The organism is Rhizobium sp. GN54 (assembly GCF_021026345.1).
Lineage (GTDB): Bacteria > Pseudomonadota > Alphaproteobacteria > Rhizobiales > Rhizobiaceae > Mycoplana.
The window spans coordinates 423,364-445,096 of record NZ_JAJNCZ010000003.1 but is presented as its reverse complement, the minus strand read 5'-3'; the positions used below and the strand labels follow the sequence as shown (position 1 = coordinate 445,096).

Sequence of the window (21,733 nt, the reverse complement as noted above, 5' to 3'; positions counted from 1 at the left end):
GGCTTACCCTTCCTCGCGCGCGATCACTTTTTGTTGCATCGACGCCTCTCCCCGGCCGTCGGGACAGAGCCTGGATCTGCAGCGGGGTCTCGCGGAAGACCGGTCCCGACCTCGATCCGACCGGCCGTCACTGGAAATTGCGCCCCTTCGGCATGACGTCGGCGTCCCGCCGCAGTTCTGTCTGCATGTCCCGCGTCCGGCTCGCCTCGCGTCCGGCCAGCCGCAATTGCCGCAGCGCCCGTTTTTCGCGGGCTTCCTCGTCGACCGGATGCAGGATCTCGTCGGCCCGGCTCATGGTTGCAAAGCTGCGCAACTCGCTCTTCAGCAGGCCGAGCGCCTGCGTCCAGTCCTCCATGTGCTCGGCCACCACGTGAATGACGCCGCTTTCGCGCTGCAGTCGGCCGCGCACCCGGACAAGGCGCGCGCCCATCACCACGCGGCGATATTTCTCCATCGTCTTCTTCCAGATGATGATGTTGGCGATCCCGGTCTCGTCCTCGATCGTCATGAAGATCACGCCCTTGGCGGAACCCGGTTGCTGGCGGACGAGGACGAGCCCCGCCACGGTGACGCGGTCGCCCCTTGGCGCCGTCTCCAGAGCGTCGTTGCGCGTGATGCCCTGGCGGGTGAAATCCGTGCGCATGAACGAGACCGGATGCGCCTTGAGCGACAGCGTCAGATAGCGATAGTCGTTCAGGACGTGCTCGCCCGCCGGCATCGCCGGCAGGGACACCTGCGGTTCCGGCCGCAGTTCATCCGCGCCGGCCCGCTCGAACAGCGGCAGCGCGTTCGACCCGCCGGTCTCGTCGAGCGCCTTGACGGCCCAGAGCGCGGTGCGGCGGTCGAGGTTCATGGAGCGGAAGGCATCGGCGTCGGCAAGTCGCTCGAGAGCGCCGCGCGAGAGGCCGGAGCGAAGCCATAGATCATGCACGGAGCGATAGCCCCCGCCCCTTTTCGCCACGAGGGCGGCCATGTCCTCTTTGCTCAAGCCCTTGACGAGCCGGAAGCCGAGCCGGACCGCCTTTTGCGACTTTATCACGTCGCGCAACTGGCGGTGGCGCGGGGCGATCGCGGTCCGGTCGAAGGCGGCGTCCCCTTCCAGCGTACAGTCCCAATCGGAATGGTTGACGTCGACGGCGCGGACGCAGACCCCGTGCTCGCGGGCATCGCGCACGAGCTGGGCAGGGGCATAGAATCCCATCGGCTGCGCATTGAGGATCGCGGCGCAGAAGACATCCGGATAATAGGCCTTCAGCCAGGACGAGGCATAGACGAGGAGCGCGAAGGAGGCGGCGTGGCTTTCGGGAAAGCCGTATTCGCCGAAACCCTCGATCTGGCTGAAGCAACGCTCGGCGAATTCGCGCGTGTAGCCCTTGGCGAGCATGCCGTCGACCATCTGCTGGCGGAAATTGCCGACCTGGCCGGTCCGGCGGAACGTCGCCATGGCGCGGCGGAGCTTGTCGGCCTGGGGAGCCGAAAAGCCGGCGGCGGTCATGGCGATCTGCATGGCCTGTTCCTGGAAAAGCGGAACGCCGAGCGTCCGCTCCAGCACGGCACGGATCTCCTCCTTCGGATAGACCACCTTTTCCTTGCCCTCCCGCCGCTTCAGGTAGGGGTGGACCATGTTGCCCTGGATCGGCCCGGGGCGGACGATCGCCACCTCGATGACGAGATCGTAGAATCGTCTGGGCTTCAGGCGCGGCAGCATGCTCATCTGCGCGCGGCTCTCGATCTGGAAGACGCCCAGCGTGTCGGCGCGGCAGATCATGTCGTAGACCTCGGGCCTGTCGTCGACATAGATCTCCGCCAGCGTCTTCGGCTTATCATAGTGGCTCTTCAGGAACTTGAACGCCTTGGCGATGCAGGTCAGCATGCCGAGCGCCAGCACGTCGACCTTCAGGAGCTTCAGCGTGTCGAGGTCGTCCTTGTCCCATTCGACCATGTAGCGGTCGGGCATGGCCGTCGGCATGATCGGAACGACCTCGTCGAGCCGGTCCCTGGTGATGAGGAACCCGCCGACATGCTGAGAGAGGTGCCGCGGAAACGCCAGCAGCCGGCCGGCACAGGTCAGCACCTTGTCGGTGGTCGGGTCCCCGGTGTCGAGGCCCGCAGCCTTGACCTGTTCGACCGAGAACGAAGACCGTCCCCAGCCCCAGATCGAGCCGGACAGGGCGGACTGCACGTCGTCCGAAAGCCCGAAGGCCTTGGCGACCTCGCGGCCGGCCGAACGGCCGCGATAGCTGATGACGGCCGCGGCCAGGCCCGCATGTTCCTTTCCGTAGGTCCTGTAGATGTAGTCGATGACCTCCTGCCGGCGCTCGTGCTCGAAATCGACGTCGATATCGGGCGGCTCGTCACGGTCCTCGGAGAGGAAGCGGTCGAACAGTAGCGTGAACTGGTTCGGATCGACCTCGGTAATTCCCAGGCAGTAGCAGACCGAGGAGTTGGCGGCCGAGCCGCGTCCCTGGCAGAGAATGCCTCGGCTGCGGGCGAACGAGACCAGCTTGTGGACCGTGAGGAAATAGGGCTCGTATCTCTTCCGGCCGATGAGCGCGAGTTCATAGGAAAGCCGTTCCTCCACCGCGCCGGGAATGCCGCCGGGATAGCGCCGTGCGCCCCCTTCCCGCACGAGCCGCAGCAGCGTCTCCGCCGGCGTCGATCCCTTGTCGGATTCGTCGGGATACTGGTGGCTGAGTTCCTCCAGGTCGAACGCCAGGCCGGAAAAGAAGCGCTGCGTATTGGCGATCGCCTCGGGATGATCGCGCAGAAGCCGCGCCATCTCGGCATGGCCCTTGAGGCCGCGTTCGGCATTGGCCTGACGCTGGAAACCGAGCGCGGCAATCGTCTTCTTGCGGCGGATCGCCGTCACCACGTCGGCGAGCGGCCGGCTCTCGGCCACGTCGTAAAGCGGGTCGTTGCTGGCGATCGTGCGGATGCGGGCCTGCTCCGCCAGCTGTGCGAGCACGGCAAGGTCGTGCCGGTCGAAGCCGTCGCGGCGCGGCACGAGCGCCAGATAGAGCCTGTCGCCGGCAGGCTCGCGCAGACGGGCCAGCAAGCTCTTCAGCCGATCCGCCTCGGGCCGGCCGGCGGCCGGCATAACGATGAGCTGGAGCTCGGCCTGCCATTCCAGGAGGTCGGCCAGGAAAAGGGTGCATTCTCCCTTTCGCGCCCGCAGGTTGCCAGTGCTCAGCAGGCGGCAGAGATGCGCCCAGCCCCGGCGGCTCTGCGGGTAGGCGAGGATGTCGGGCGTCCCGTCGGCAAAGACGAGGCGGGCGCCGGGCCGGAACGAGGCGTATTTCTCGAAACGGGCCTTGCTGTGCGCCCGCACGACGCCTGCCACCGTGTTGCGGTCGGCGATGCCGAGGCCGGCAAGGCCGATCTGCCGGGCGGTTTCGACCATGGCCTCGGCGGAGGCGGCCCCTTCCAGGAAGGAGAAATTGGTGCGCGCGCCGAATTCGTAGAAGGCCGGGGCGGTGCTCATGCGAAGACACCGTGGATGAACCAGCGGGGAAGGGCCGCATCGTCCCGGTAGATCCCCTCGCGGAAAAGCCAGTAGCGGCGGCCGGCGTCGTCCTCGACGCGGAAGTAGTCGCGGGACGGATGGTCCTCGCCGTCGATCCACCATTCGGCGGCGATCCGCTCCGGCCCTTCCGTCCGGGTGATCCGGTGGAAGCTGCGCCGCCAGCGGAAGGTCTTCGGCGCATCCTCGGGCACGCCGGCCACGGTCTCGACCGGTTCGGGCGGGGTGAACAGGCGAAGGGGCCGGTCGCCCAAGGAAAGGCTACTTGGGGGGCGGCCTTCGGGAGATGTGGACGCGGCCAGCGTCTCCGCCGCGGCGCCCCCGTCCTCCCAAAGGTCGCGGACGGAGACAAGGCGGGCCGCGCGCTCCGGCACATGGCTCTCGGGAAGGGTGACGGCGAGCAGGCTTTCCGGGCCGAAGCGGGCCACGACCCGCTCGGCGAAGGCCGAAAGCGAGCGGTCCGCATCCGTTCTTGCGGAAAAGCCCTCCTGCACCGTTTCGAAGACCTCGCTCCGCAGCACGCACAGGCGGACGATCTCGAAGCCGTAGCCGGCGTCCAGGTCGTCATGCACGGCCGCGAGCCGCTCGCGGAAGACAAGGGCGATGCGGTGGGGATCGCGCAAGGGGGTGGAGGTCGCCGCATGGATGCGGAAGACCCGGCCATCGACCCGAAAGAGCAGCAGCGCGAACAGGCGGCCGCCCTCGCCGCGCCGCTCGAGCCCTTCCCTGAGGGTGCCGGCGAGATGGGCGGCGAGCGCCAGGATGTCGTCCTCGGAGCGGACCGTGTCGAAAAGCCGGCGCTCGGCCGACAGCATCGGCACCGGCAGGCGCGGCGAGACCGGCTCGTCCTCCAGCCCCAGCGCCTGGTCCAGGCGCAGCAGCGGCAGCGGGCCGAAGCGGCGGGCAAGGGGCGCGCGGGGCAGGGGGAAAAGGTCGCCGACCGTCTTCAGCCCGACGCGGCCGAGCGGGCCGACCACTTCTTCGGGCAGGCGCAATGCCGCGACCGGCAGCGGCGCGAGCGTTTCCCGCGCCGCATCGGGATCGATCACGCCGCCATCGCCAAAATGGGCGGCCGCCCAGGACAGGCCGACCGAAGACGAAATCGCCCCGCGGGCCTCGATGCCGAGCGCGAAGAGCGAGGACAGAACGCCGTCGAGCAGTGCCCGTTCGCCGCCATGCAGATGGGTGCAGCCGGTGATGTCGAGGTGGAGCCCGTCGTCCCCGTCCAGCGCCACGAGCGGGGTGTAGCGGTCGCACCAGTCGGCAAGCGCCTCGAGGAGGGTCCGGTCGGCCGCTGGGTCTGCGGGAAGGACATCCAGCGACGGGCAGATGGCGCGCGCTTCCGTAACCCCCTGCCCCTTGCGCAGGCCGGTCCGCTCGGCCTCCCGGTCGAGGAAGGCGATCTGGACGGCCGTGCCGCTGCGGCCGGCGAAAGCCACGGGCGGATGGTCAGGGCGTCCCCTCGAAAGCCACGACCGCCCCCAGCGCGCCCGCGCCACCCGGTCGGCGGGAAGATAGGGAAACCAGAGGCAGAGGCTCCTGTGTTCGCCGTTCCGGGCGAGGAGCGACGGGATGGAATTCGGGGCGGGGTTGGAGGCGGTGAAAGCGGCGGTCATCGGGGTTCCACTCCAGGAGCATGCCGAGCGGGTCGGCGATCTTGCTTTTCTCCGGCGTGACGAGAAAGGCCGGGTTGCCGAGACTGCCGGGAAGCGTCGATCCGTCCGGCAGCGGCCGTTCGCCGGCAGGCGCCGGCTCGACGCGCAGGCGACAGCGCGCGCTGCTCGCCTCCTCCTCGCCCGCCTGGCGCAGCAGGAGCAGAAGCGTGCCGGCCGCCCTGGCACGCAGTTGCAGGCGGCGGCTTTCGGTCAGGCCGAAGCAGTCGGGATTGCCGCGGATCTCCAGGATCACGGCCGAAAAGGCGGAAACGCCGAGCGCGGCCTCGGCCATCCACAGCGCATCCTGAACCGTCCGCGGCCGGGCGAGAAGAAACCGTGCCGGATCGAGGCCGTGTTTTCTCAGTCCCGGCGCATAGGGCGTTCCGGCCTCCGAGAGCGCCAGGGCCTGGCTGATCCAGAGGGTTGCCCCGGTGCCTGCCTGCTCCTGCCGCATCGCGGCCAGGGCGAGCGAAAATCCGCTCGCGGCCCCCATGTCCCTCGTCTGGGAATTGCGGATCTCGACCAGGCCCCGATCCGGAAGGCCGCCCTCGAACACGACCTCCAGGGCGTCCGTTTCATCGGGGCGGTGCGCGGCCGGGGTGTCGCCCGGCGGCTGGGACGACGACTGGGACGACGACTGGCGCGGCGATTGGGGCGCATCCCACTGCCAGCGCTGCTTGCGCGGGACGAGGCCCGGCCCGTCGGCGTTCTCGATGCGCGCGATCGTTTCGCGCAGCGCAAAAAGCTGCTCGCGCGCCAGGGCAGGCATTGCCATGACGTTCATTCCCTTGTTTGTTCCTGTTATGTTCTTATGGATTCCAGAACGGAGAAAAAGAGTCAACGGCAATTTGCGCCGGCGCGATCACATCTGGCCGCAATCTTCGCGGGCGGGGGGAAGCCGGATATGCAGGCTGTTGAAATAAAAGGAAAAACCGGACGGGGCGAAAACGTCCGTCGCCGGCTGCCTTCGCCTGTCCGCATCCCGTATCTCTCTTCCGGCGTCGCGGCGGTGGCGGCGAGCCATGCCGGGTGGCGTTCCCTTCAGGCCCGGGAGCGGGATGAAACGTCGGCGCGCAAGGCGTCGAGCCGGGTCGCCGCCCGATAGATCTGCCGGACCGTGTCCGCGAACAGCCGGATATCGGGCCTGAGGCAACCGGCGGCGCGGCCGAGGACATGCAGGCCGGGAGCGGCCGCGCCCCATCGTATCAGCCTTCCGTCGTCTTCCACGTGCATGGTCGGCCCCTGTTCGGGCAGCAGGCCGTCTGCCGGCCGGGCTATGTCCTCCCTGCAGTCGATCAGCCGTCCGGGCATGACGTCCGCCCTCTGGCTGCCCCTTCGCCTGACGAGGACGCCGTCCGCCACCGTGCCGATGACGCGGGCGTCGACCAGTTCGGTCGCGGGATTGCGCAGGTCGCGCAGGAGCCTGCCGTGCAGTTCCGGCGCGATCCTCTCGGAGCGGATGCGATGCAGGGCGCGCAGATGGCGCCAGTAGCGCTTGCGCGCCTCCGGCGGAAGCGCGCGCCAGAAGGCGGGCCACTGGCAGTTCAGGCCATCGGTCACCGCCTGCCAGCTGCCGCCGGCCGCGATGTTGCGGGCGCTGTCGGTGCGCAGGTGGCGCAGCGTTTCGGCGAGGTTTGTCGCTGCCGAGACCGCCGGCGTCAGCGGATCGACGAGCGTGGCCGTATGCGGTTCGGGGAGGCGGCCGCCTTCCGAGAGGATGCGGATCTGGCCCGAATGGCCGCTTGCGCGCAGATGCAGCAGGATGGCCGTCATGCGGGGTCCGTCTCCCGCCACGAGAAGAGGCGTGCCGGCCTTGCGCTGCCGGCTCCAGAGAAGCTGTTCGGCGGTGCGCCAGGAGGCGGCCTCGCCCCCTTGCCGGCCATGTCCGGTCGACAGGAAAACCTGGTCGAAGGCCATTTCGCTTCCGTCGTCGAGCACCAGGCAGAGGCGGCCCCCCGAAGCCGGCCGAAGGGCGGCGACGGCGGCGGTGACGGTCTGGACCGTCGTGTCGCGACGGGCGGCGAACGCCTCGCCGAAACGGGCCGTCAGATAGTCGCGGAAGACCGAGCGCGGCACATAGACGTTTTCGAAGCCGCGAAGTGCCAGAACGGTGCCGCGCCCGCTGTCCAGGCCGGCCTTCAGCCAGTCGACGAAATCCAGCGGCCGGTCGGCGAGCGCGGACAGCTGGCCCGCCCGCTCGCTCATCAGCGCCTGCCCGGCGGGGCCGTTGCCGAAGCTCTGGGGAAAGTCGGCCGCGTCGATCATCCACAGGTGGAACGGCCGGCGCAGGCGGCGCAGCAGGGCGATCGCCGTCGTCATGCCGGCCGGGCCGCGTCCGACGATGGCGATGTGCGGATGGCCGTCGGCCGGCTGCATCGAAGGGTTTGCCCTGACAGCGTTGCGAGAAGACATGGCGCGTTCTCTCCCTTGTTTGCGCATCCCTCCGGCATCGGCCGGAAACGGCCGGCCCGGTATCGGGTACGGCCTCAGGGGCGCAGGGACGAGATGATAACGCAATTTTCTATAAAATCTATAGAATATAATTTTGCACTGCGGGAAGCCTTCCGCAGAGGGGAGTAGCGGAGGCCCGGAACGCCGGTTTCCTGCCGCAGGCAATGCCCGAACCTGAAGACATAGTGCTTGCGGGATACAGTCCCTGTGCGCCCGCGTGGCCATTCATCATTCAATCTGTGGGGAAATTCGTCGACCCTGCGGCCGCATCGCTCCTCGAGTCGATCCGATCCGGCAGGCCGGACCGCGATGTCGTGTCAGAGAAGGCGGGCGTCGATCGCAACACCGGGCGGTGGGTCCGGCTGAATGCCCGTCCGAGCGTCCGGCCCCGCTTCGCTCGCCGGGCAGATGCCGTCGCCGTCAATAGAAGACGTGGATCGGCCAGGCCGGCGGCCGGCGCGGTGACTTCGGTGCCTGGGAAACGGGCTTGAGGAAGTCCAGGAGCCCCTTGCGCTCCGTCTTCCGGTCGGTGACGGATGGCGCCTCTCCCGGATCGCCCGCGCCTGCTTCGGCCGGATGCGGAGAGAAATAGCCAAGCGTCATTCCGCCCATATAGAACATGCGCCCACTCCTGATCTTCCCCGGTCGTTAACGACCGTGAAGGGATCATGGCGGAAACAAGGCGAATGTCAATAGTCTATAGATTTGGTGCTCTATAGGACGGCCGGCGCCGCAGTCGTCATTGTCCGGCACGCGCCCTTTCGAGAGGCGCCAGGCCTGCAGCCTCCTGCGCTTCGATCTCGTCGTCGACGAGGCCTGCGGCACCGGGGGCGGCGACGAACTGCTCCAGCGTCATCGTGTCGAGAATGGCGGCGATTGCGTCGCGGACGTCGGTCATGGCGCGGCGAACCTGGCAGGCCTGCGGATCGGCGCAATCGTCGCAGGCCTCGTAGGCGGTGCGGCTGGCGCAGCGGATCGGCGCCAGCGGCCCATCCAGCACGCGGATGGCATGGCCGATCCTGATCGCGGATGCGGGATGCGACAGCGCATAGCCGCCGCCGGGACCCTTCTTGGAGCGCAGGATGCCGGCGTTGCGCAGTTCGAGCAGGATCGTGTCGAGGAACTTCTTCGGGATGTTGTTGCGGAGCGCGATCTCGCTGACGAAAGCCGTCTCGCCGGGCGCCAGCCGCGCCAGATCGACCAAGGCCTTCAACCCGTACTTACCCTTCTTCGTCAGCATGTCTTTACTGCTTTCCAGATGCAAAATGTTTCCGGGCGGGACGCGCACGAAGCGTGCCCGCCTGCCGGAAACCGACCGTCTATCCCGGGGGGATCGAATAGCTGTCATCCATAGGGATGATTCCGCCGCATTTTAGGCACGCAGATCCTAAAAACATATAAAAAATATATATTTCGCCGGCACAATCCGTGAACTGCGTCACATGTCTGTGCGCATGGTCATGAGCGGGCGTGGGCGGGGTGGGCGAATCAGGCCGTGCCGGCGTTTTCGCGCAGGCTGCGGGCCTCCTGCCGGCGGCGCAGTTCGGCCTGGACCTCGTCCTGGAAGTCGAGCACCTGCAGGCGCATCTCGGCCTCCTCGCAGCCGAGCGAGAGCAGTTCCTCGGCGAGCTTGCGGCATTCGGAACGCCAGTAGACCAGCGCCGGCTCGCCATGCAGGGCCTCCAGTTCGGCGGCGCAGCGGCGCACCACCTTCGTCCGCCTTGCGATCGGAAACGGAATCGGAGCCGTGCTCGTCGTCGGGCGGGCGGTTGCGGATGCGGCGCTCATGAATGCTGTCCCCTCGTATGCGATCGGTCCTGCATACGGGGCGCATGGTTAACGTCAGGTTTCCGCTTCGTTATTCCGTTTCACCGCGTGACATCCGTGAGCGCCGGGCTTGCTGCGCCACTGTCCTTGACCGCCTGCATGACGACGAAGGTCGAGGTGTTGGCGACGTTCGGCAGGCTGGAGATCTTTTCCCCCAGCACCTCGCGATATCTCCGGATATCGGAGGTGCGCACCTTCAGAAGATAGTCGAAGGAGCCCGCGATCATGTGGCACTCCTCCACCTCCTGAATGCGGCGCACGGCGCTGTTGAACGCCTCGAGCGCCTTCTCGCGCGTGTCCGACAGCTTGACCTCGGCAAAGGCGATATGGTCGAGGCCGAGCTTGCGCAGGTTGATCTCGGCGTGGAAGCCGAGGATGAAGCCCTCGTCGATCAGCCGCTTCAGCCGCGCCTGGCACGGCGTCTTTGACAATCCCACCCGCCTGGACAACTCTGTCACGGAGATCCGTCCGTCCTGGCTGAGCACGTCGAGGATGCGAATGTCGAACTGGTCCAAATCGTCGATGGTTTGCGCCTTTGCCATTCAGTTTGCCTTAAAAACGAGTTCTAATCAGATTGATCGGCCTAATCTGTCGCAAAATCAAGTCAACATGGAATTCGCATCGATGCTACCATCGCTCCGCTGCGAGAGGGCGCGCCGGGGATGACCGGCGAAGCGGCGCGGCCCGGCCGGACGGCCGGTCGAATTGCCCCATCTTTCCGAGAGCGCGCCACCATGACCAAGACCTCCTCTTCCCCGGAAGCCGCGATCCCTGCCGGTCGCCCCTTTGCCGATTTTGCCCCGCCGCTGCGCCCGCAAAATCCGCTCCGCCAGGCGATCACCGCCGCCTACCGCCGTCCCGAGGCCGAATGCCTGCAGCCGCTCCTGGAGGCGGCGACGGTTCCGCCCGGGCAGCGTGCCGCCATCGCCGCCACCGCCCGCAAGCTGATCACGGCGCTGCGCGCCAAGCACAAGGGCACCGGCGTCGAGGGGCTGGTGCATGAATATTCGCTGTCGAGCCAGGAAGGCGTGGCGCTGATGTGCCTGGCCGAAGCACTGCTGCGCATTCCCGACACGGCGACCCGCGATGCGCTCATCCGCGACAAGATCGCCGACGGAGACTGGAAGTCGCATATCGGCGGCGGTCGCTCGCTGTTCGTCAATGCCGCGACCTGGGGCCTCGTCGTCACCGGCAAGCTCACCGGCACCGTCAACGACCGCAGCCTCTCCGCCGCGCTGACCCGTCTGATCGCCCGCTGCGGCGAGCCTGTGATCCGTCGCGGCGTCGACATGGCGATGCGGATGATGGGCGAGCAGTTCGTCACCGGCGAGACGATCGACGAGGCGCTCAACCGTTCGCGGGCGCTGGAGCAGAAGGGCTTCCGTTATTCCTACGACATGCTGGGCGAGGCGGCGACGACGGCGGCCGATGCCGAGCGCTACTACCGCGACTACGAGGCCGCCATCCACGCCATCGGCAAGGCCTCTGCCGGCCGCGGCATCTATGAGGGCCCCGGCATCTCCATCAAGCTCTCCGCCCTGCATCCGCGCTATTCGCGTGCGCAGGCCGGGCGCGTCACGGGCGAACTCCTGCCGAAGGTGAAGGCGCTGGCGCTGCTGTCGAAGCGCTACGACATCGGCCTCAACATCGATGCGGAGGAGGCCGACCGGCTGGAGCTGTCGCTGGACCTCCTGGAAAGCCTCTGCACCGATCCCGATCTTGCCGGCTGGAACGGCATGGGCTTCGTCGTCCAGGCCTATGGCAAGCGTTGCCCGTTCGTGCTCGATTTCATCATCGACCTCGCCCGCCGCTCGGGCCGGCGCATCATGGTGCGCCTCGTCAAGGGGGCCTACTGGGACGCCGAGATCAAGCGCGCCCAGGTGGACGGTCTTGCCGATTTCCCCGTCTATACCCGCAAGGTCCACACCGACGTCTCCTACATCGCCTGCGCCCGCAAGCTGCTTGCGGCGACGGACGCGGTGTTCCCGCAGTTCGCCACCCACAACGCCCAGACGCTGGCGGCCATCTATCATCTCGCCGGTCCCGACTTCACCGTCGGCAAGTACGAGTTCCAGTGCCTGCACGGCATGGGCGAGCCGCTCTATGACGAGGTGGTCGGCCGCGGCCATCTAGACCGGCCCTGCCGCATCTATGCGCCTGTCGGCACGCACGAGACGCTGCTGGCCTATCTCGTCCGCCGCCTGCTGGAGAACGGCGCCAATTCCTCCTTCGTCAACCGCATCGCCGATCCGGCCGTCTCCATCGACGAACTGATCGCCGATCCCGTCGAGGTGGTCCGTTCGATGGCGGTCGTCGGCGCCCGCCACGACCAGATCGCGCTGCCGACCGATCTCTACGGCGCGCGGCCGAATTCGGCGGGCCTCGACCTTTCCAACGAGGCGACGCTGGCCGAGCTCTGCGACGCGCTGGAAGCCAGCGCCGCCATCGCCTGGAAGGCCGAACCGCAGCTTGCGAGCGGTGCGGGCGGCGGGGCGACCCGCGACGTCCTCAACCCGGGCGACCATCGCGACCTGGTCGGTACGGTCACCGAGGCATCCGAGGAGACCGCGCGGGCTGCCGTGACGCTCGCCGCCGCCGCCGCTCCGCGCTGGGCCGCCGTGCCGCCTTCCGAGCGCGCCGCCTGCCTCGTGCGCGCCGCCGATGCCATGCAGGCGCGCATGCCGACCCTTCTCGGCCTGATCGTGCGGGAGGCCGGCAAGTCGCTGCCGAACGCCATTGCCGAGGTGCGCGAGGCGATCGATTTCCTGCGCTACTATGCCGAGCAGGCCCGCCGCACGCTCGGTCCGGCGCATGCGCCGCTCGGCCCGGTCGTCTGCATCAGCCCGTGGAATTTCCCGCTGGCGATCTTCACCGGCCAGATCGCCGCCGCCCTCGTCACCGGCAATCCGGTGCTGGCCAAGCCGGCGGAGGAAACGCCGCTGATCGCCGCCGAAGGGGTCCGCCTGCTGCACGAGGCCGGCATTCCGGCCGAGGCGTTGCAGCTCCTGCCGGGCGACGGCCGCGTCGGCGCTGCGCTCGTCGCCGCCCCCGAGGTCGCCGGCGTCATGTTCACCGGCTCGACCGAGGTCGCCCGCCTGATCCAGGCGCAGCTCGCCGGCCGGCTTTCTGCCGATGGCAGGCCGATCCCACTGATCGCCGAGACCGGCGGCCAGAACGCGATGATCGTCGATTCGTCGGCGCTGGCCGAGCAGGTGGTCTTCGACGTGATCGCGTCCGCCTTCGACAGCGCCGGCCAGCGCTGCTCGGCGCTGCGCGTGCTCTGCCTGCAGGAGGACGTGGCCGAGCGCACGCTCGGCATGCTCAAGGGCGCGCTGCACGAATTGCAGATCGGCCGCACCGACAGGCTCTCCGTCGATATCGGGCCGGTCATCACCGCCGAGGCCAAGGGCATCATCGAGGGGCATGTCGAGGGCATGCGCAAGAAGGGTCGCAAGGTGGAGCAGATCGCGCTGGAGGCTGCGACAGACGCGGGCACCTTCGTGCCGCCGACGATCGTCGAGCTCGACAGCCTCTCGGAGCTCAAGCGCGAGGTCTTCGGCCCGGTCCTGCACGTCATCCGCTTCCGGCGCGACGATCTCGACCGGTTGATCGACGACATCAACGCCACCGGCTACGGCCTCACCTTCGGCCTTCACACGCGCCTCGACGAGACGATCGCGCATGTGACAAGCCGGGTGAAGGCGGGCAACCTCTACGTCAATCGCAACATCATCGGCGCCGTGGTCGGCGTCCAGCCTTTCGGCGGGCGCGGCCTCTCCGGCACGGGTCCGAAGGCCGGCGGCCCGCTCTATCTCGGCCGTCTCGTCAAGGTCGCGCCGATCCCGCCGCAGCACAGCTCGGTGCATACCGATCCGGCGCTGACGGATTTCGCCCGGTGGCTCGGCCAGCGCGGCATGAATATGCAGGCGCAGGCCGCCCGCGATACCGGCAGCGCTTCGGCCCTCGGCCTCGACATCGAGCTGCCCGGCCCTGTCGGCGAGCGCAATCTCTATGCGCTTCACCCGCGCGGGCAGGTGCTGCTGGTGCCAGGCACCGAAAACGGTCTCTACAGCCAGATCGTGGCCGTCCTTGCCACCGGCAACCGCGCCGTGATCGATGCGGCCTGCGGCCTGCAGTCCGCGCTCAGGGACCTGCCGGCAAGCGTCGCGGCCCGGATCGCCTGGTCGAACGACTGGGCCAAAAGCGGTCCCTTCGCCGGCGCGCTGGTCGAGGGCGACAGCGATCAGATCCGCGCGGCCAATGAAAGGATCGCCGCCCTGCCCGGTCCGCTGGTGCTGGTCCAGGCCGCCTCGAGCGAGGCGCTCGCGGCCACCGGTGCGGATGCCTATTGCCTGAGCTGGCTTCTGGAGGAGGTTTCGACCTCGATCAACACCACCGCCGCCGGCGGCAATGCCAGCCTGATGGCGATCGGCTGAGGCATTGATGACGGCGGGAGGCGGCCGGTGCCGCCTGTCGCCGTAGCGGCCGCCCTTTCACGGCGCTCCCGCCCGATCCGCGGCGGGAGGCGGTTCAGCCTGCGGCGATCTCGGCGCTGGCCTCGATCCGTTCCATGTCGTCGTCGGACAGGCCGAAGTGATGGCCGATCTCGTGGATCAGCACATGGGTGACGATGTCGCCCAGTGTCTCCTCGTTCTCGGCCCAGTAGTCGAGGATCGGGCGGCGGTAGAGGGTGATGCGGTTCGGCATCTCGCCGGTCTCGACGGTGAAGCGCTCCGAGATGCCGCGCCCCTCGAACAGGCCCAAAAGGTCGAAGGGCGTCTCCAGCGCCATGTCCTCGAACACGTCGTCGGTCGGAAAGTCGGAAATCTCGATGATCAGGTTGCCCGTGAGCGCGCGGAACTCCTCCGGCAGGTGACCATAGGCCTCCAGCGCCAGCGACTCGAACGTGCTGATCGTCGGGGCGTGGCGGTTGCGCCAATCTTCTGTCTGGTCGATGCGGGCCATAAGCACTCCTTTACACGTCATATAGCATTTCGCGCAGGCTTTTCGAGGGATGATTCCCTGCCGGTCGCCAGTCGCCGGTCCCTGTGCCAAGCCCCGTCACAAGCCCTCGTGGCGGGGGCAGGCGCCCCGCCTGCGGGGACGCGCACCGCGGCCGTAGCCGGAAGGGCGCGACATGGCGATCTGTCCGTTCCCGTCAAATAGCTGATAAGCCTTGACGTTTCTTCATCGCCCGGTTGGCGCCGGTTCGGCTTGCGAAAAATTGTCTCGTCCGCATGTCCCCGCCCCCCAGGCGGCATGTCAGGATCTTTCCGTTCCGCCATCGGATGCACCGCGAGACGTCGCGGCGAGGCGGGGCCGGTGCCTGGTGCCGGGAAAGGACGCACGTCCCGGCATCGGGGGTTCGCAGAAAGGCCTTCCTCTGGAGACGGCGGGTTGTCCCGAGTTTCGCTCCGGACGCGTCCGGGTGACGCACAGGGCCGCGGATGGAAGTCCGCGGAAGCAGCAGGGCCAAGTTGCGGGCAAAAACCGCCGAACGGGGCACTGAGAGGTGCTACATTTTCGATTTTCAGATGAGGCAGCTTTCAGTGCCCCGTCCGAAACTGAACCCATGCCACGGCGGCTCCCGCGCGTGATCGCGATCGCATGTCCATTTCTGAAATGCCTGCGACGGCCGTTCAGCGTTGCCGCAATGCGGTGACCTCGATCTCGATCAGCATTTCGGGCCTGATCAGGTCGCAGACGATCATGGTCGCGGCCGGGCGGATCTCGCCGAAGGCTTCGCCGAGGATCGGGAAGACGATGTCGGCGAACGAGGCGTCGGTGACATAGTAGTGGCAGCGCACCACGTCGGCGAGGGCGAAGCCCGCTTCCTCCAGGGCGCCCTGGATGGTCGAGAGGCAGTTGCGGGTCTGCGCCTCGACGCCCGCGGGCATCGTCATCGTGGCGTAGTCGTAGCCGGTCGTGCCGGAGACGAAGCACCAGTCGCCCTGCACCACCGCCCGCGAATAGCCGGCGGTGCGCTCGAAGGGCGATCCGGAGGAGATCAGGCGGCGCATGTGCCGAAGAGCGCTCAGGCCCAGGGGCGGGCTGCGGCGGTGCTCTTCTCGAAGCTGTCGATCGCGGCCGACTTCTCCAGCGTCAGGCCGATGTCGTCGAGGCCGTTCAGCAGGCAGTGGCGGCGGAAGGCGTCGATCTCGAAGCCGATCCTGCCGCCGTCGGGGCCGGAGATCTCCTGGGCCTCGAGGTCCACCGTCAGCACGGCGTTGGAGCCGCGGCTGGCGTCGTCCATCAGCTTCTCGAGGTTCTCGGGGCTGACGACGATCGGCAGGATGCCGTTCTTGAAACAGTTGTTGTAGAAGATGTCGGCGAAGGAGGTCGAGATGACGCAGCGGATGCCGAAGTCGAGGAGTGCCCAAGGCGCATGCTCGCGCGAGGAGCCGCAGCCGAAATTGTCGCCGGCGACGAGAATGCTGGCGTTCTGGTAGGCGGGCTTGTTCAGGACGAAATCCGGATTGGGCGAGCCGTCCTCGTTGTAGCGCGCTTCCGCGAAGAGACCCGTCCCCAGACCGGTGCGCTTGATGGTCTTCAGGTAGTCCTTCGGAATGATCATGTCCGTGTCGATATTGACGACGGGCAGCGGCGCGGCGACGCCGGTCAGCTTGACGAACTTGTCCATGACGTGAACCTCGATTGCGATGCGGATCGTTCCGGGCTTGCGTTTAGAGCAGTTTTGCCGGGAATTGAAGAAGAATCTTGCGGCAGGACGCAAGATCAGGGCCGCCGGCGACCGGCGGCCTACCCGGATCGGGACCGGGTCGGCAAATCAGAGGTCGATGATCGTGCCGCGGCCGTCGTTCCAGACGCGCGGCTCGCGCTGGCCGGGCTTGCCGGCGCGGGCGTAGACCTTGGCGCGGACAGGCGTCGGCTGGAGCCTGGCAGAGATCCAGCTCCCCAGCATCACCACGGAGGCGATGCCGGCGAGGGCAAGGCCGATCGAGGCGGCGAAGACGAGCGTCGCGCCGGCGATGACGATGGCTGCGGTTGCGAGGAAAATGGAGCGGATGCTTTGCATGACTGGCCCTTTCTCTGGCCATGAATGTGGGCATTGAATGTGTTCATTACAAGGCTGTGACAGCGTCGCCGGGACGCCAGAATGTCGCAGTTTGCGGTTCGTCAGTTCGGCCCCGGCCGATGTCGGCAAGGAGACTTGCTCATTTGCGGGAAGCCGGGCAAGAAGACGTCATGAACGCACCGTTCCAAAATCATCCGCTCCGCCTGCGCCGGTCGCTGCTCAGCGTCCCGGCCAGCAACGCCCGGGCGCTCGAAAAGTCGTCGTCGCTCGCCTGTGACGGCATCATCTTCGACCTCGAGGATTCCGTGGCGCCGGAGAAGAAGGCCGAGGCGCGCGCGGCGCTGAGGCAGCATTTCGCGACGCTGGGTCGCTCCGGCAGGCGGGAATGCATCGTCCGCATCAATCCCCTTGCCGAGGAGGACGGTGCCGCGGACCTTCAGGCCGTGCTCGACATCGCGCCCGACGCGGTGCTGCTGACCAAGGTTTCGGGACCGCAGGACGTGCTGGCGGCCGCGGACTGGCTAGGCGAGCAGGGTGCCGATGACAGTCCACGCCTGTGGGCGATGATCGAGACGCCGGCGGCGATCCTCAACCTCGCTGCGATCGCCGAGGTCGGGCGCACCAGCGGCGGCCGGCTCGATTGCCTCGTGATCGGTCTGAACGACCTGCGACTTGCGACCGGCATTGCCGACGTTCCCGGCCGGCCCTACCTGATGCCGCTCCTCATGCAGGCCGTCGTCGCCGCGCGGGCCTCGGGGCTCGACGTGATCGACAGCGTGCACAACGGCTTTTCCGACCTCGACGCCTTCGATGCCGAATGCGAACAGGGCCGGCAGATGGGCTTCGACGGCAAGATGCTGATCCATCCGGCCCAGATCGCCGGCGCCAACCGGCTGTTCGGCGTGTCGGAGGCCGCGGCCGCCGGGGCGCGGGCCATCGTCGAAGCCTTCGCCCTGCCGGAGAACGCCGGCAAGGGCGCGATCAACCTAGACGGCCGCATGGTCGAGCGCCTGCACCTCGACCAGGCGACCCGCCTCGTCGCCAAGGCCAAACTCATCGCAGACAAAGAGAGCAGCCCATGAAAGTCTACCGTCTCCTCACCGCCCCTGACGATTCCTCCTTCTGCCACAAGGTGACGCTCGCCCTGAACAAGGGCTGGTCGCTGCACGGCTCGCCCACCTATGCCTTCAACCCCGAGACGAAGCTGATGCAATGCGGCCAGGCGGTGGTGAAGGAGGTCGAGGGCAGGGACTACGACCCTGACATGAAGCTGTCGGAACAGTAGTCCGCCCGCGCCAGCCGGCCTGCGCTCAGCCTGTCCGGGCGAAGACGATCCGGGCCTCCAGCCCGCCCGTGCGCCCCGCAGGCGGCGAGGCGAGCTCGAGGCGGGCGTTCATCTGCGCCAGCAGCCGTTCGGCGATGGAGATCCCGAGCCCGGAACCCTTGGCGGTAGTCCGCCCGCGCCCGAACCGCTTGCGGATCATTTCCAGTTCCCAGCCGGCCAGAAGCGGTCCCTCGTTGACGATCCGCACCGTGCCGTCGCGGTCGAGGAAGACGTCCACGGGCGCTTCATCGGCGCCGTGCACCAGCGCGTTCTCGATCAGGTTGCGCAGCGCGATCGCAAACCCGTCCTCGCTCGCCGGATGCCGGAGCGTCGCGCCGTCCGCCCGGTGAAGCCGCAGCCGCCCTGTGTCCTGCGGGTCGCGCTGGAAGTCGAGCACCACGAGTTCCAGCACGCGGGCGAGGTCGACCGGCGCCTCGGCAGCGCCCAGTCCGGCCTCCGCGCGGGCGAGCTGCAGCAGCTTTTCCGCCAGATGGCTGAGCTTGGCCAGCGAGGCCTCGACCTGGCGGGCGCGCGTCCTCTTCGCCCCTGCCGGGAGTTCGTCGATCAGCACCTGGGTCTGCGCCAGCGCGCCTGCGATCGGCGTGCGCAGTTCATGGGCGCTGTTGGCGGTGAATTCCCGCTCGGCCTCGAGCGCCGATTTCAGCCGGGTGAGCAGCAGGTTGACGGAGCGGACGATCGGCAGAAGCTCGCGCGGCATTCCCTCGCGGGCGATCACGGCGAGATTGCCGCCGTCCTTGCTGGAAATCGCCTGGCGCAGTTCGTCGATGGGGGCCAGCGTCCGGCGCACGATGAACCAGACCAGCGCGATGCTGGCCGGCACCAGCAGCAGCACGGGCAGGAACAGGGCCATGGCGCCCTCGACCAGGGCCTCGCGGCGATTGGCAAGCGCATCGGCCACCTGCAGGTAGAGCCCGTCGTCGCCGTGCGTGACGGCGGTATAGAACTCGTGGGTGTCGTTGCGCCAGAAACCTCGCTTCAACGGTGCGTCGAAAGGTGTCGCGGGGGCGTCGTGCGATCGCAGCAGGACGTCGCCCCGGTCGTTGCGCAACTGGTAGGTCAGGTATTCCTCGCCGGATGCCGGCACCACGTTCTCGAGCCGGGCGTTCGACCCGGCCGCGTCGCCGCGCTCCACGTCGTCGGCGACCAGGATGAGCAGGCGCTCGGCCGTCTCCTGCAGGGCGCTGTCGAAGATCTCGGCGAACTCGTCCTGCATGACCAGGACGCCGAGGCCGGCGGCGAGCAGCCAGAAGCCGGCCAGCGCGCCGACCAGGGCCAGCGTCAATCTGCGGGTGATGCTGGGTTCCCTCATGTCGGGTTCCCTGCTGCGGAATTCCCAGATGCCGGAGCCCCGAGCCGGTAGCCGACGCCGCGCACGGTGAGGATGTGGTCGTGGCCGAGCTTCTTGCGCACGCGGCTGACATAGACCTCGACCGTGTTGCTTTCGATCTCGGAGCCGAAGGCGTAGAGCGCTTCCTCGATCTGCCCCTTGGAGACGGTGGCGCCGGGACGGGCGAGCAGCACGTCGAGAACGGCCCATTCCCGGCCGGAGAGGACGATTTCCTGGCCGTCGGAGACGATCCGCCGGTCGGCCGGGCCGATCTCCAGCGCGCCGAGGCGGATGACCGGGGAGGGGTTGCCGCCGTAGCGGCGGACCACGGCCAGCATGCGGGCGGACAGTTCGCCCAGATTGAACGGCTTGACCAGATAGTCGTCGGCGCCGCTGTTCAGCCCTTCGATCCGGTCGGAGATCTGGTCGTGCGCCGTCAGGATGATCACCGGCGTCCTGTCGCCGGCGTCGCGCAGGGCGCGCAGGAAGGCGATGCCGCTGCCGTCGGGCAGGCGCAGGTCGAGCAGGATCAGGGCGTAGTTGACCGCTTTCGTCGCGGCGCGGGCGTCGTCGAGCTCCTGCACCCAGTCGACGGCATGGCCGCCGGCGGCGACATGGTCGCGTACCGCCTCGCCCAGGATGGCGTCGTCCTCGATCAAAAGCACCCGCATGCCGCATCCTCTAGGAAGCGCGCCCGAACCGGACGCATCCGCGCTCATCGTCCAGATTTTTGCGGATGCGATCAAGCCGTCTTCGTTCCGGGCCGCCGGCATCAGCTCGAGATCGCGTGCCGGCACGCGGACAGCACGTCCAGGGACGGGTCGTAGACGCTGGTTTCCACCGACATCAGCCCCAGCACGGTGTGGAAGAGGTTGTCATGCGAGGCAGGCTCGTCGGCCCGCTGCTTGAGGCAGGTGCGGTTCACCGAGGCGCGGTCGCGGTTGCCGAGCCACAGGACGAAGGGGACCTGCGTCTGTTCCTTCGGCGCGATCACATAGGGCGCGCCATGAAGATAGAGCCCGTTCTCGCCTAGCGATTCGCCGTGGTCCGACATGTAGACCATCGAGGCATCGAAGCGATCCTCGTGGCTCTTGAGGGCGTCGATGACCGTCGCCAGTACATGGTCGGTGTAGGCGATGGAATTGTCATAGGCATTGACGATCTCCTCGCGCGTGCAGTCGGCGAATTCGGCGGTCCGGCAGTCGGGCGTGAAGCGGCGATAGGCCTCCGGATAGCGCTCGTAGTAGGAGGGACCATGGCTGCCGAGCTGGTGGATGACGAGCACGCTGTCCTTCGTCACGCCGTCGAGCCAGGGGCCGAGCCGGTCCAGCAGGATGCCGTCGTTGCATTCGCCGTCGTGACAGAAGCGGGGATCGGCGCTGTCGGGCAGGAAGCGGTAGGCGATGCGATCGGCCATGCCTTTGGCGCCGGTGTTATTGTCCCACCACTCCGCCGCAACGCCGGCATGCGACAGGACGTCGAGCAGGTTCTCGGTCGAAAGCCCCTTGCGATGGGAATAGGTCGCGCGGGTATGGATCGAGAACATGCAGGGCAGCGAGACGGCCGTCGCCGTGCCGCAACTCGTCGTGTCGGGGAAATAGGTGATGTCGCGGGCCGCAAGCTCGGGGTTGGTCGGGCGCCCGTAGCCGCCGAGCGAGAAATTCTGCGCCCGCGCCGTCTCGCCGGCCACGACGACGAGCACCTTCGGCCGGTGGCCGGCCGATGCCGCCACATGGGCATCCCGGCCGAGCGGCTCGACGACGATGTTCGCCTCGCCCCCGGTGCTTGCGGCATAGCGCACGGCGCTGACGATCGGTCCGATCGGGTTGAGGCTCGTAAGCCAGTCGTGATGGGCGCGGCTCGTGGTGATCAGGACGCGCATCTGCGTCGAGGCCGCCAGGAGGGCGACCAGCAGCAGCGGCAGGACGAAGAGGGAATTGGTCCTGGCCTTGGCAAGGAAGGGCCGGTGGCTGATGCGGACCCAGGCGACCAGCAGCGCCGGCAGAAGGCCGAAGAGCGCGATGTGCGTGACAAAGGCGGGCGTGACCAGGTTTCCCGCTTCCGCAGGGGTCGTCTCGGCGGCGTTGCGGATCATGTCGACGCCGACAACGACGCCGAAGCGGTCCATGAACCAGGCGGCACAGGCGCTGATGAGGATGAGGACGATGAACAGCGGCTTGGCGACGAACCGCATCGAAAGGGCGATGCAGACGGCCGAAAGCAGCGCGACGAGACCGAGCGCGAAGATTGCCACGGCCTGGGGCGCGTCGCCGAAATAGAGTGCCGTCTTCGCCCAGAAGGTCCGGTTTGCCGTGGCGACGAGGAACAGGACGACGAGGAAGCTCAAGGGGATGGCGCCGATCGAGGGGCGAAGGGTGCGCCGGCTCGGCACCGGGCTGTCCGTGATTGTCGCCATGGGCCGGCCTTCTCGCTCCGTTTCGTTGCAGGTCGGGGAACCCGCCGCAGGGAGCCGCCCGCGTCGAAGCGCGCGATGCGTATCCCGGCCGGGGACATGGACAGGAAAGCCCCACCGGGGCGTCCGTTCCGAATTTTCGGGAAACTGGCGGAGGAT

18 protein-coding genes are annotated in these 21,733 nt (G+C 67.8%); 3 read left to right on the top strand and 15 right to left on the bottom strand.

The window, feature by feature from the left end; all coding sequences use genetic code 11:
• Positions 1-127: 127 nt before the first annotated feature.
• The 8 genes from LQK81_RS11235 to LQK81_RS11200 all read right to left on the bottom strand — a co-directional run bounded on the left by LQK81_RS11235 (position 128) and on the right by LQK81_RS11200 (position 9,995).
• Positions 128-3,481 (bottom strand): error-prone DNA polymerase, encoded by a 3,354-nt coding sequence (locus tag LQK81_RS11235; RefSeq protein ID WP_230806337.1) that lies wholly within the window; start codon positions 3,479-3,481, stop codon positions 128-130.
• Positions 3,478-5,019: a Y-family DNA polymerase gene (locus tag LQK81_RS11230; protein ID WP_230806540.1), complete on the bottom strand. Its 1,542-nt coding sequence runs from the start codon at positions 5,017-5,019 to the stop codon at positions 3,478-3,480. Before LQK81_RS11230 ends, LQK81_RS11235 begins: the two co-directional genes overlap by 4 nt.
• Positions 4,970-5,950 (bottom strand): ImuA family protein, encoded by a 981-nt coding sequence (locus tag LQK81_RS26350; protein ID WP_230806335.1) that lies wholly within the window; start codon positions 5,948-5,950, stop codon positions 4,970-4,972. The genes LQK81_RS11230 and LQK81_RS26350 overlap by 50 nt, the downstream gene beginning before the upstream one ends.
• Before the next feature lie 266 nt (positions 5,951-6,216).
• The gene (locus LQK81_RS11220; RefSeq protein ID WP_230806333.1) at positions 6,217-7,587 is read right to left on the bottom strand and encodes an FAD/NAD(P)-binding protein; all 1,371 of its coding nucleotides are present in this window, start codon (positions 7,585-7,587) and stop codon (positions 6,217-6,219) included.
• Positions 7,588-8,046: 459 nt separating this feature from the next.
• On the bottom strand, positions 8,047-8,247 hold the full coding sequence (locus tag LQK81_RS11215; RefSeq protein WP_230806331.1) for a hypothetical protein: 201 nt from the start codon (positions 8,245-8,247) through the stop codon (positions 8,047-8,049).
• 118 nt (positions 8,248-8,365) lie between these two features.
• A complete protein-coding gene (locus tag LQK81_RS11210; RefSeq protein WP_230806329.1) occupies positions 8,366-8,866 on the bottom strand; it encodes an RrF2 family transcriptional regulator in 501 nt (166 codons plus the stop codon).
• 248 nt (positions 8,867-9,114) lie between these two features.
• Positions 9,115-9,414, bottom strand: coding sequence for a DUF6074 family protein (locus tag LQK81_RS11205; RefSeq protein ID WP_230806327.1), 300 nt, complete (start codon positions 9,412-9,414; stop codon positions 9,115-9,117).
• An 80-nt stretch (positions 9,415-9,494) separates the two neighbouring features.
• Positions 9,495-9,995, bottom strand: coding sequence for an Lrp/AsnC family transcriptional regulator (locus LQK81_RS11200; protein WP_230806325.1), 501 nt, complete (start codon positions 9,993-9,995; stop codon positions 9,495-9,497).
• 192 nt (positions 9,996-10,187) lie between these two features.
• Between LQK81_RS11200 and putA the strand changes: the two genes are divergently transcribed.
• Positions 10,188-13,889, top strand: a complete 3,702-nt coding sequence (putA, locus tag LQK81_RS11195; RefSeq protein WP_230806323.1) for a trifunctional transcriptional regulator/proline dehydrogenase/L-glutamate gamma-semialdehyde dehydrogenase — start codon at positions 10,188-10,190, stop codon at positions 13,887-13,889.
• Positions 13,890-13,983: 94 nt separating this feature from the next.
• On the opposite strand, the gene LQK81_RS11190 is transcribed toward putA, so the two are convergent.
• From LQK81_RS11190 to LQK81_RS11175, 4 genes are all read right to left on the bottom strand, one after another.
• Positions 13,984-14,418: a metallopeptidase family protein gene (locus tag LQK81_RS11190; RefSeq protein ID WP_112599404.1), complete on the bottom strand. Its 435-nt coding sequence runs from the start codon at positions 14,416-14,418 to the stop codon at positions 13,984-13,986.
• A 674-nt stretch (positions 14,419-15,092) separates the two neighbouring features.
• On the bottom strand, positions 15,093-15,473 hold the full coding sequence (locus LQK81_RS11185; RefSeq protein WP_230806321.1) for a RidA family protein: 381 nt from the start codon (positions 15,471-15,473) through the stop codon (positions 15,093-15,095).
• Between the two features lie 14 nt (positions 15,474-15,487).
• Positions 15,488-16,093, bottom strand: a complete 606-nt coding sequence (leuD, locus tag LQK81_RS11180; RefSeq protein ID WP_230806319.1) for a 3-isopropylmalate dehydratase small subunit — start codon at positions 16,091-16,093, stop codon at positions 15,488-15,490.
• A gap of 147 nt (positions 16,094-16,240) precedes the next feature.
• On the bottom strand, positions 16,241-16,489 hold the full coding sequence (locus LQK81_RS11175) for a hypothetical protein (protein WP_230806317.1): 249 nt from the start codon (positions 16,487-16,489) through the stop codon (positions 16,241-16,243).
• Between the two features lie 170 nt (positions 16,490-16,659).
• On the opposite strand from LQK81_RS11175, the gene LQK81_RS11170 reads away from it, so the two are divergent.
• Both LQK81_RS11170 and LQK81_RS11165 read left to right on the top strand, forming a co-directional pair.
• Complete coding sequence (locus tag LQK81_RS11170) at positions 16,660-17,571, top strand: HpcH/HpaI aldolase/citrate lyase family protein (protein WP_230806315.1); 912 nt, start codon at positions 16,660-16,662, stop codon at positions 17,569-17,571.
• Positions 17,568-17,774, top strand: a complete 207-nt coding sequence (locus tag LQK81_RS11165) for a DUF1737 domain-containing protein (protein WP_230806314.1) — start codon at positions 17,568-17,570, stop codon at positions 17,772-17,774. Before LQK81_RS11170 ends, LQK81_RS11165 begins: the two co-directional genes overlap by 4 nt.
• A 25-nt stretch (positions 17,775-17,799) precedes the next feature.
• Here LQK81_RS11165 and LQK81_RS11160 read toward each other — a convergent pair whose 3' ends face one another.
• The 3 genes from LQK81_RS11160 to LQK81_RS11150 all read right to left on the bottom strand — a co-directional run bounded on the left by LQK81_RS11160 (position 17,800) and on the right by LQK81_RS11150 (position 21,577).
• Positions 17,800-19,143 (bottom strand): sensor histidine kinase, encoded by a 1,344-nt coding sequence (locus LQK81_RS11160; RefSeq protein WP_230806312.1) that lies wholly within the window; start codon positions 19,141-19,143, stop codon positions 17,800-17,802.
• A complete protein-coding gene (locus LQK81_RS11155; protein WP_230806310.1) occupies positions 19,140-19,832 on the bottom strand; it encodes a response regulator transcription factor in 693 nt (230 codons plus the stop codon). Before LQK81_RS11155 ends, LQK81_RS11160 begins: the two co-directional genes overlap by 4 nt.
• Before the next feature lie 101 nt (positions 19,833-19,933).
• Positions 19,934-21,577: a phosphoethanolamine transferase gene (locus tag LQK81_RS11150; protein WP_230806308.1), complete on the bottom strand. Its 1,644-nt coding sequence runs from the start codon at positions 21,575-21,577 to the stop codon at positions 19,934-19,936.
• Between the last annotated feature and the right edge of the window lie 156 nt (positions 21,578-21,733).

What these genes read in the sequence shown, in the direction of transcription:
- LQK81_RS11235 (WP_230806337.1), bottom strand. Translation starts at nt 3,481, where the DNA reads ATGAGCACCGCCCCGGCCTTCTACGAATTCGGCGCGCGCACCAATTTC.
- LQK81_RS26350 (WP_230806335.1), bottom strand. Translation starts at nt 5,950, where the DNA reads ATGGCAATGCCTGCCCTGGCGCGCGAGCAGCTTTTTGCGCTGCGCGAA.
- LQK81_RS11220 (WP_230806333.1), bottom strand. Translation starts at nt 7,587, where the DNA reads ATGTCTTCTCGCAACGCTGTCAGGGCAAACCCTTCGATGCAGCCGGCC.
- LQK81_RS11215 (WP_230806331.1), bottom strand. Translation starts at nt 8,247, where the DNA reads ATGTTCTATATGGGCGGAATGACGCTTGGCTATTTCTCTCCGCATCCG.
- LQK81_RS11210 (WP_230806329.1), bottom strand. Translation starts at nt 8,866, where the DNA reads ATGCTGACGAAGAAGGGTAAGTACGGGTTGAAGGCCTTGGTCGATCTG.
- LQK81_RS11205 (WP_230806327.1), bottom strand. Translation starts at nt 9,414, where the DNA reads ATGAGCGCCGCATCCGCAACCGCCCGCCCGACGACGAGCACGGCTCCG.
- LQK81_RS11200 (WP_230806325.1), bottom strand. Translation starts at nt 9,995, where the DNA reads ATGGCAAAGGCGCAAACCATCGACGATTTGGACCAGTTCGACATTCGC.
- putA (WP_230806323.1), top strand. Translation starts at nt 10,188, where the DNA reads ATGACCAAGACCTCCTCTTCCCCGGAAGCCGCGATCCCTGCCGGTCGC.
- LQK81_RS11190 (WP_112599404.1), bottom strand. Translation starts at nt 14,418, where the DNA reads ATGGCCCGCATCGACCAGACAGAAGATTGGCGCAACCGCCACGCCCCG.
- LQK81_RS11185 (WP_230806321.1), bottom strand. Translation starts at nt 15,473, where the DNA reads ATGCGCCGCCTGATCTCCTCCGGATCGCCCTTCGAGCGCACCGCCGGC.
- leuD (WP_230806319.1), bottom strand. Translation starts at nt 16,093, where the DNA reads ATGGACAAGTTCGTCAAGCTGACCGGCGTCGCCGCGCCGCTGCCCGTC.
- LQK81_RS11175 (WP_230806317.1), bottom strand. Translation starts at nt 16,489, where the DNA reads ATGCAAAGCATCCGCTCCATTTTCCTCGCAACCGCAGCCATCGTCATC.
- LQK81_RS11170 (WP_230806315.1), top strand. Translation starts at nt 16,660, where the DNA reads ATGAACGCACCGTTCCAAAATCATCCGCTCCGCCTGCGCCGGTCGCTG.
- LQK81_RS11165 (WP_230806314.1), top strand. Translation starts at nt 17,568, where the DNA reads ATGAAAGTCTACCGTCTCCTCACCGCCCCTGACGATTCCTCCTTCTGC.
- LQK81_RS11160 (WP_230806312.1), bottom strand. Translation starts at nt 19,143, where the DNA reads ATGAGGGAACCCAGCATCACCCGCAGATTGACGCTGGCCCTGGTCGGC.
- LQK81_RS11155 (WP_230806310.1), bottom strand. Translation starts at nt 19,832, where the DNA reads ATGCGGGTGCTTTTGATCGAGGACGACGCCATCCTGGGCGAGGCGGTA.
- LQK81_RS11150 (WP_230806308.1), bottom strand. Translation starts at nt 21,577, where the DNA reads ATGGCGACAATCACGGACAGCCCGGTGCCGAGCCGGCGCACCCTTCGC.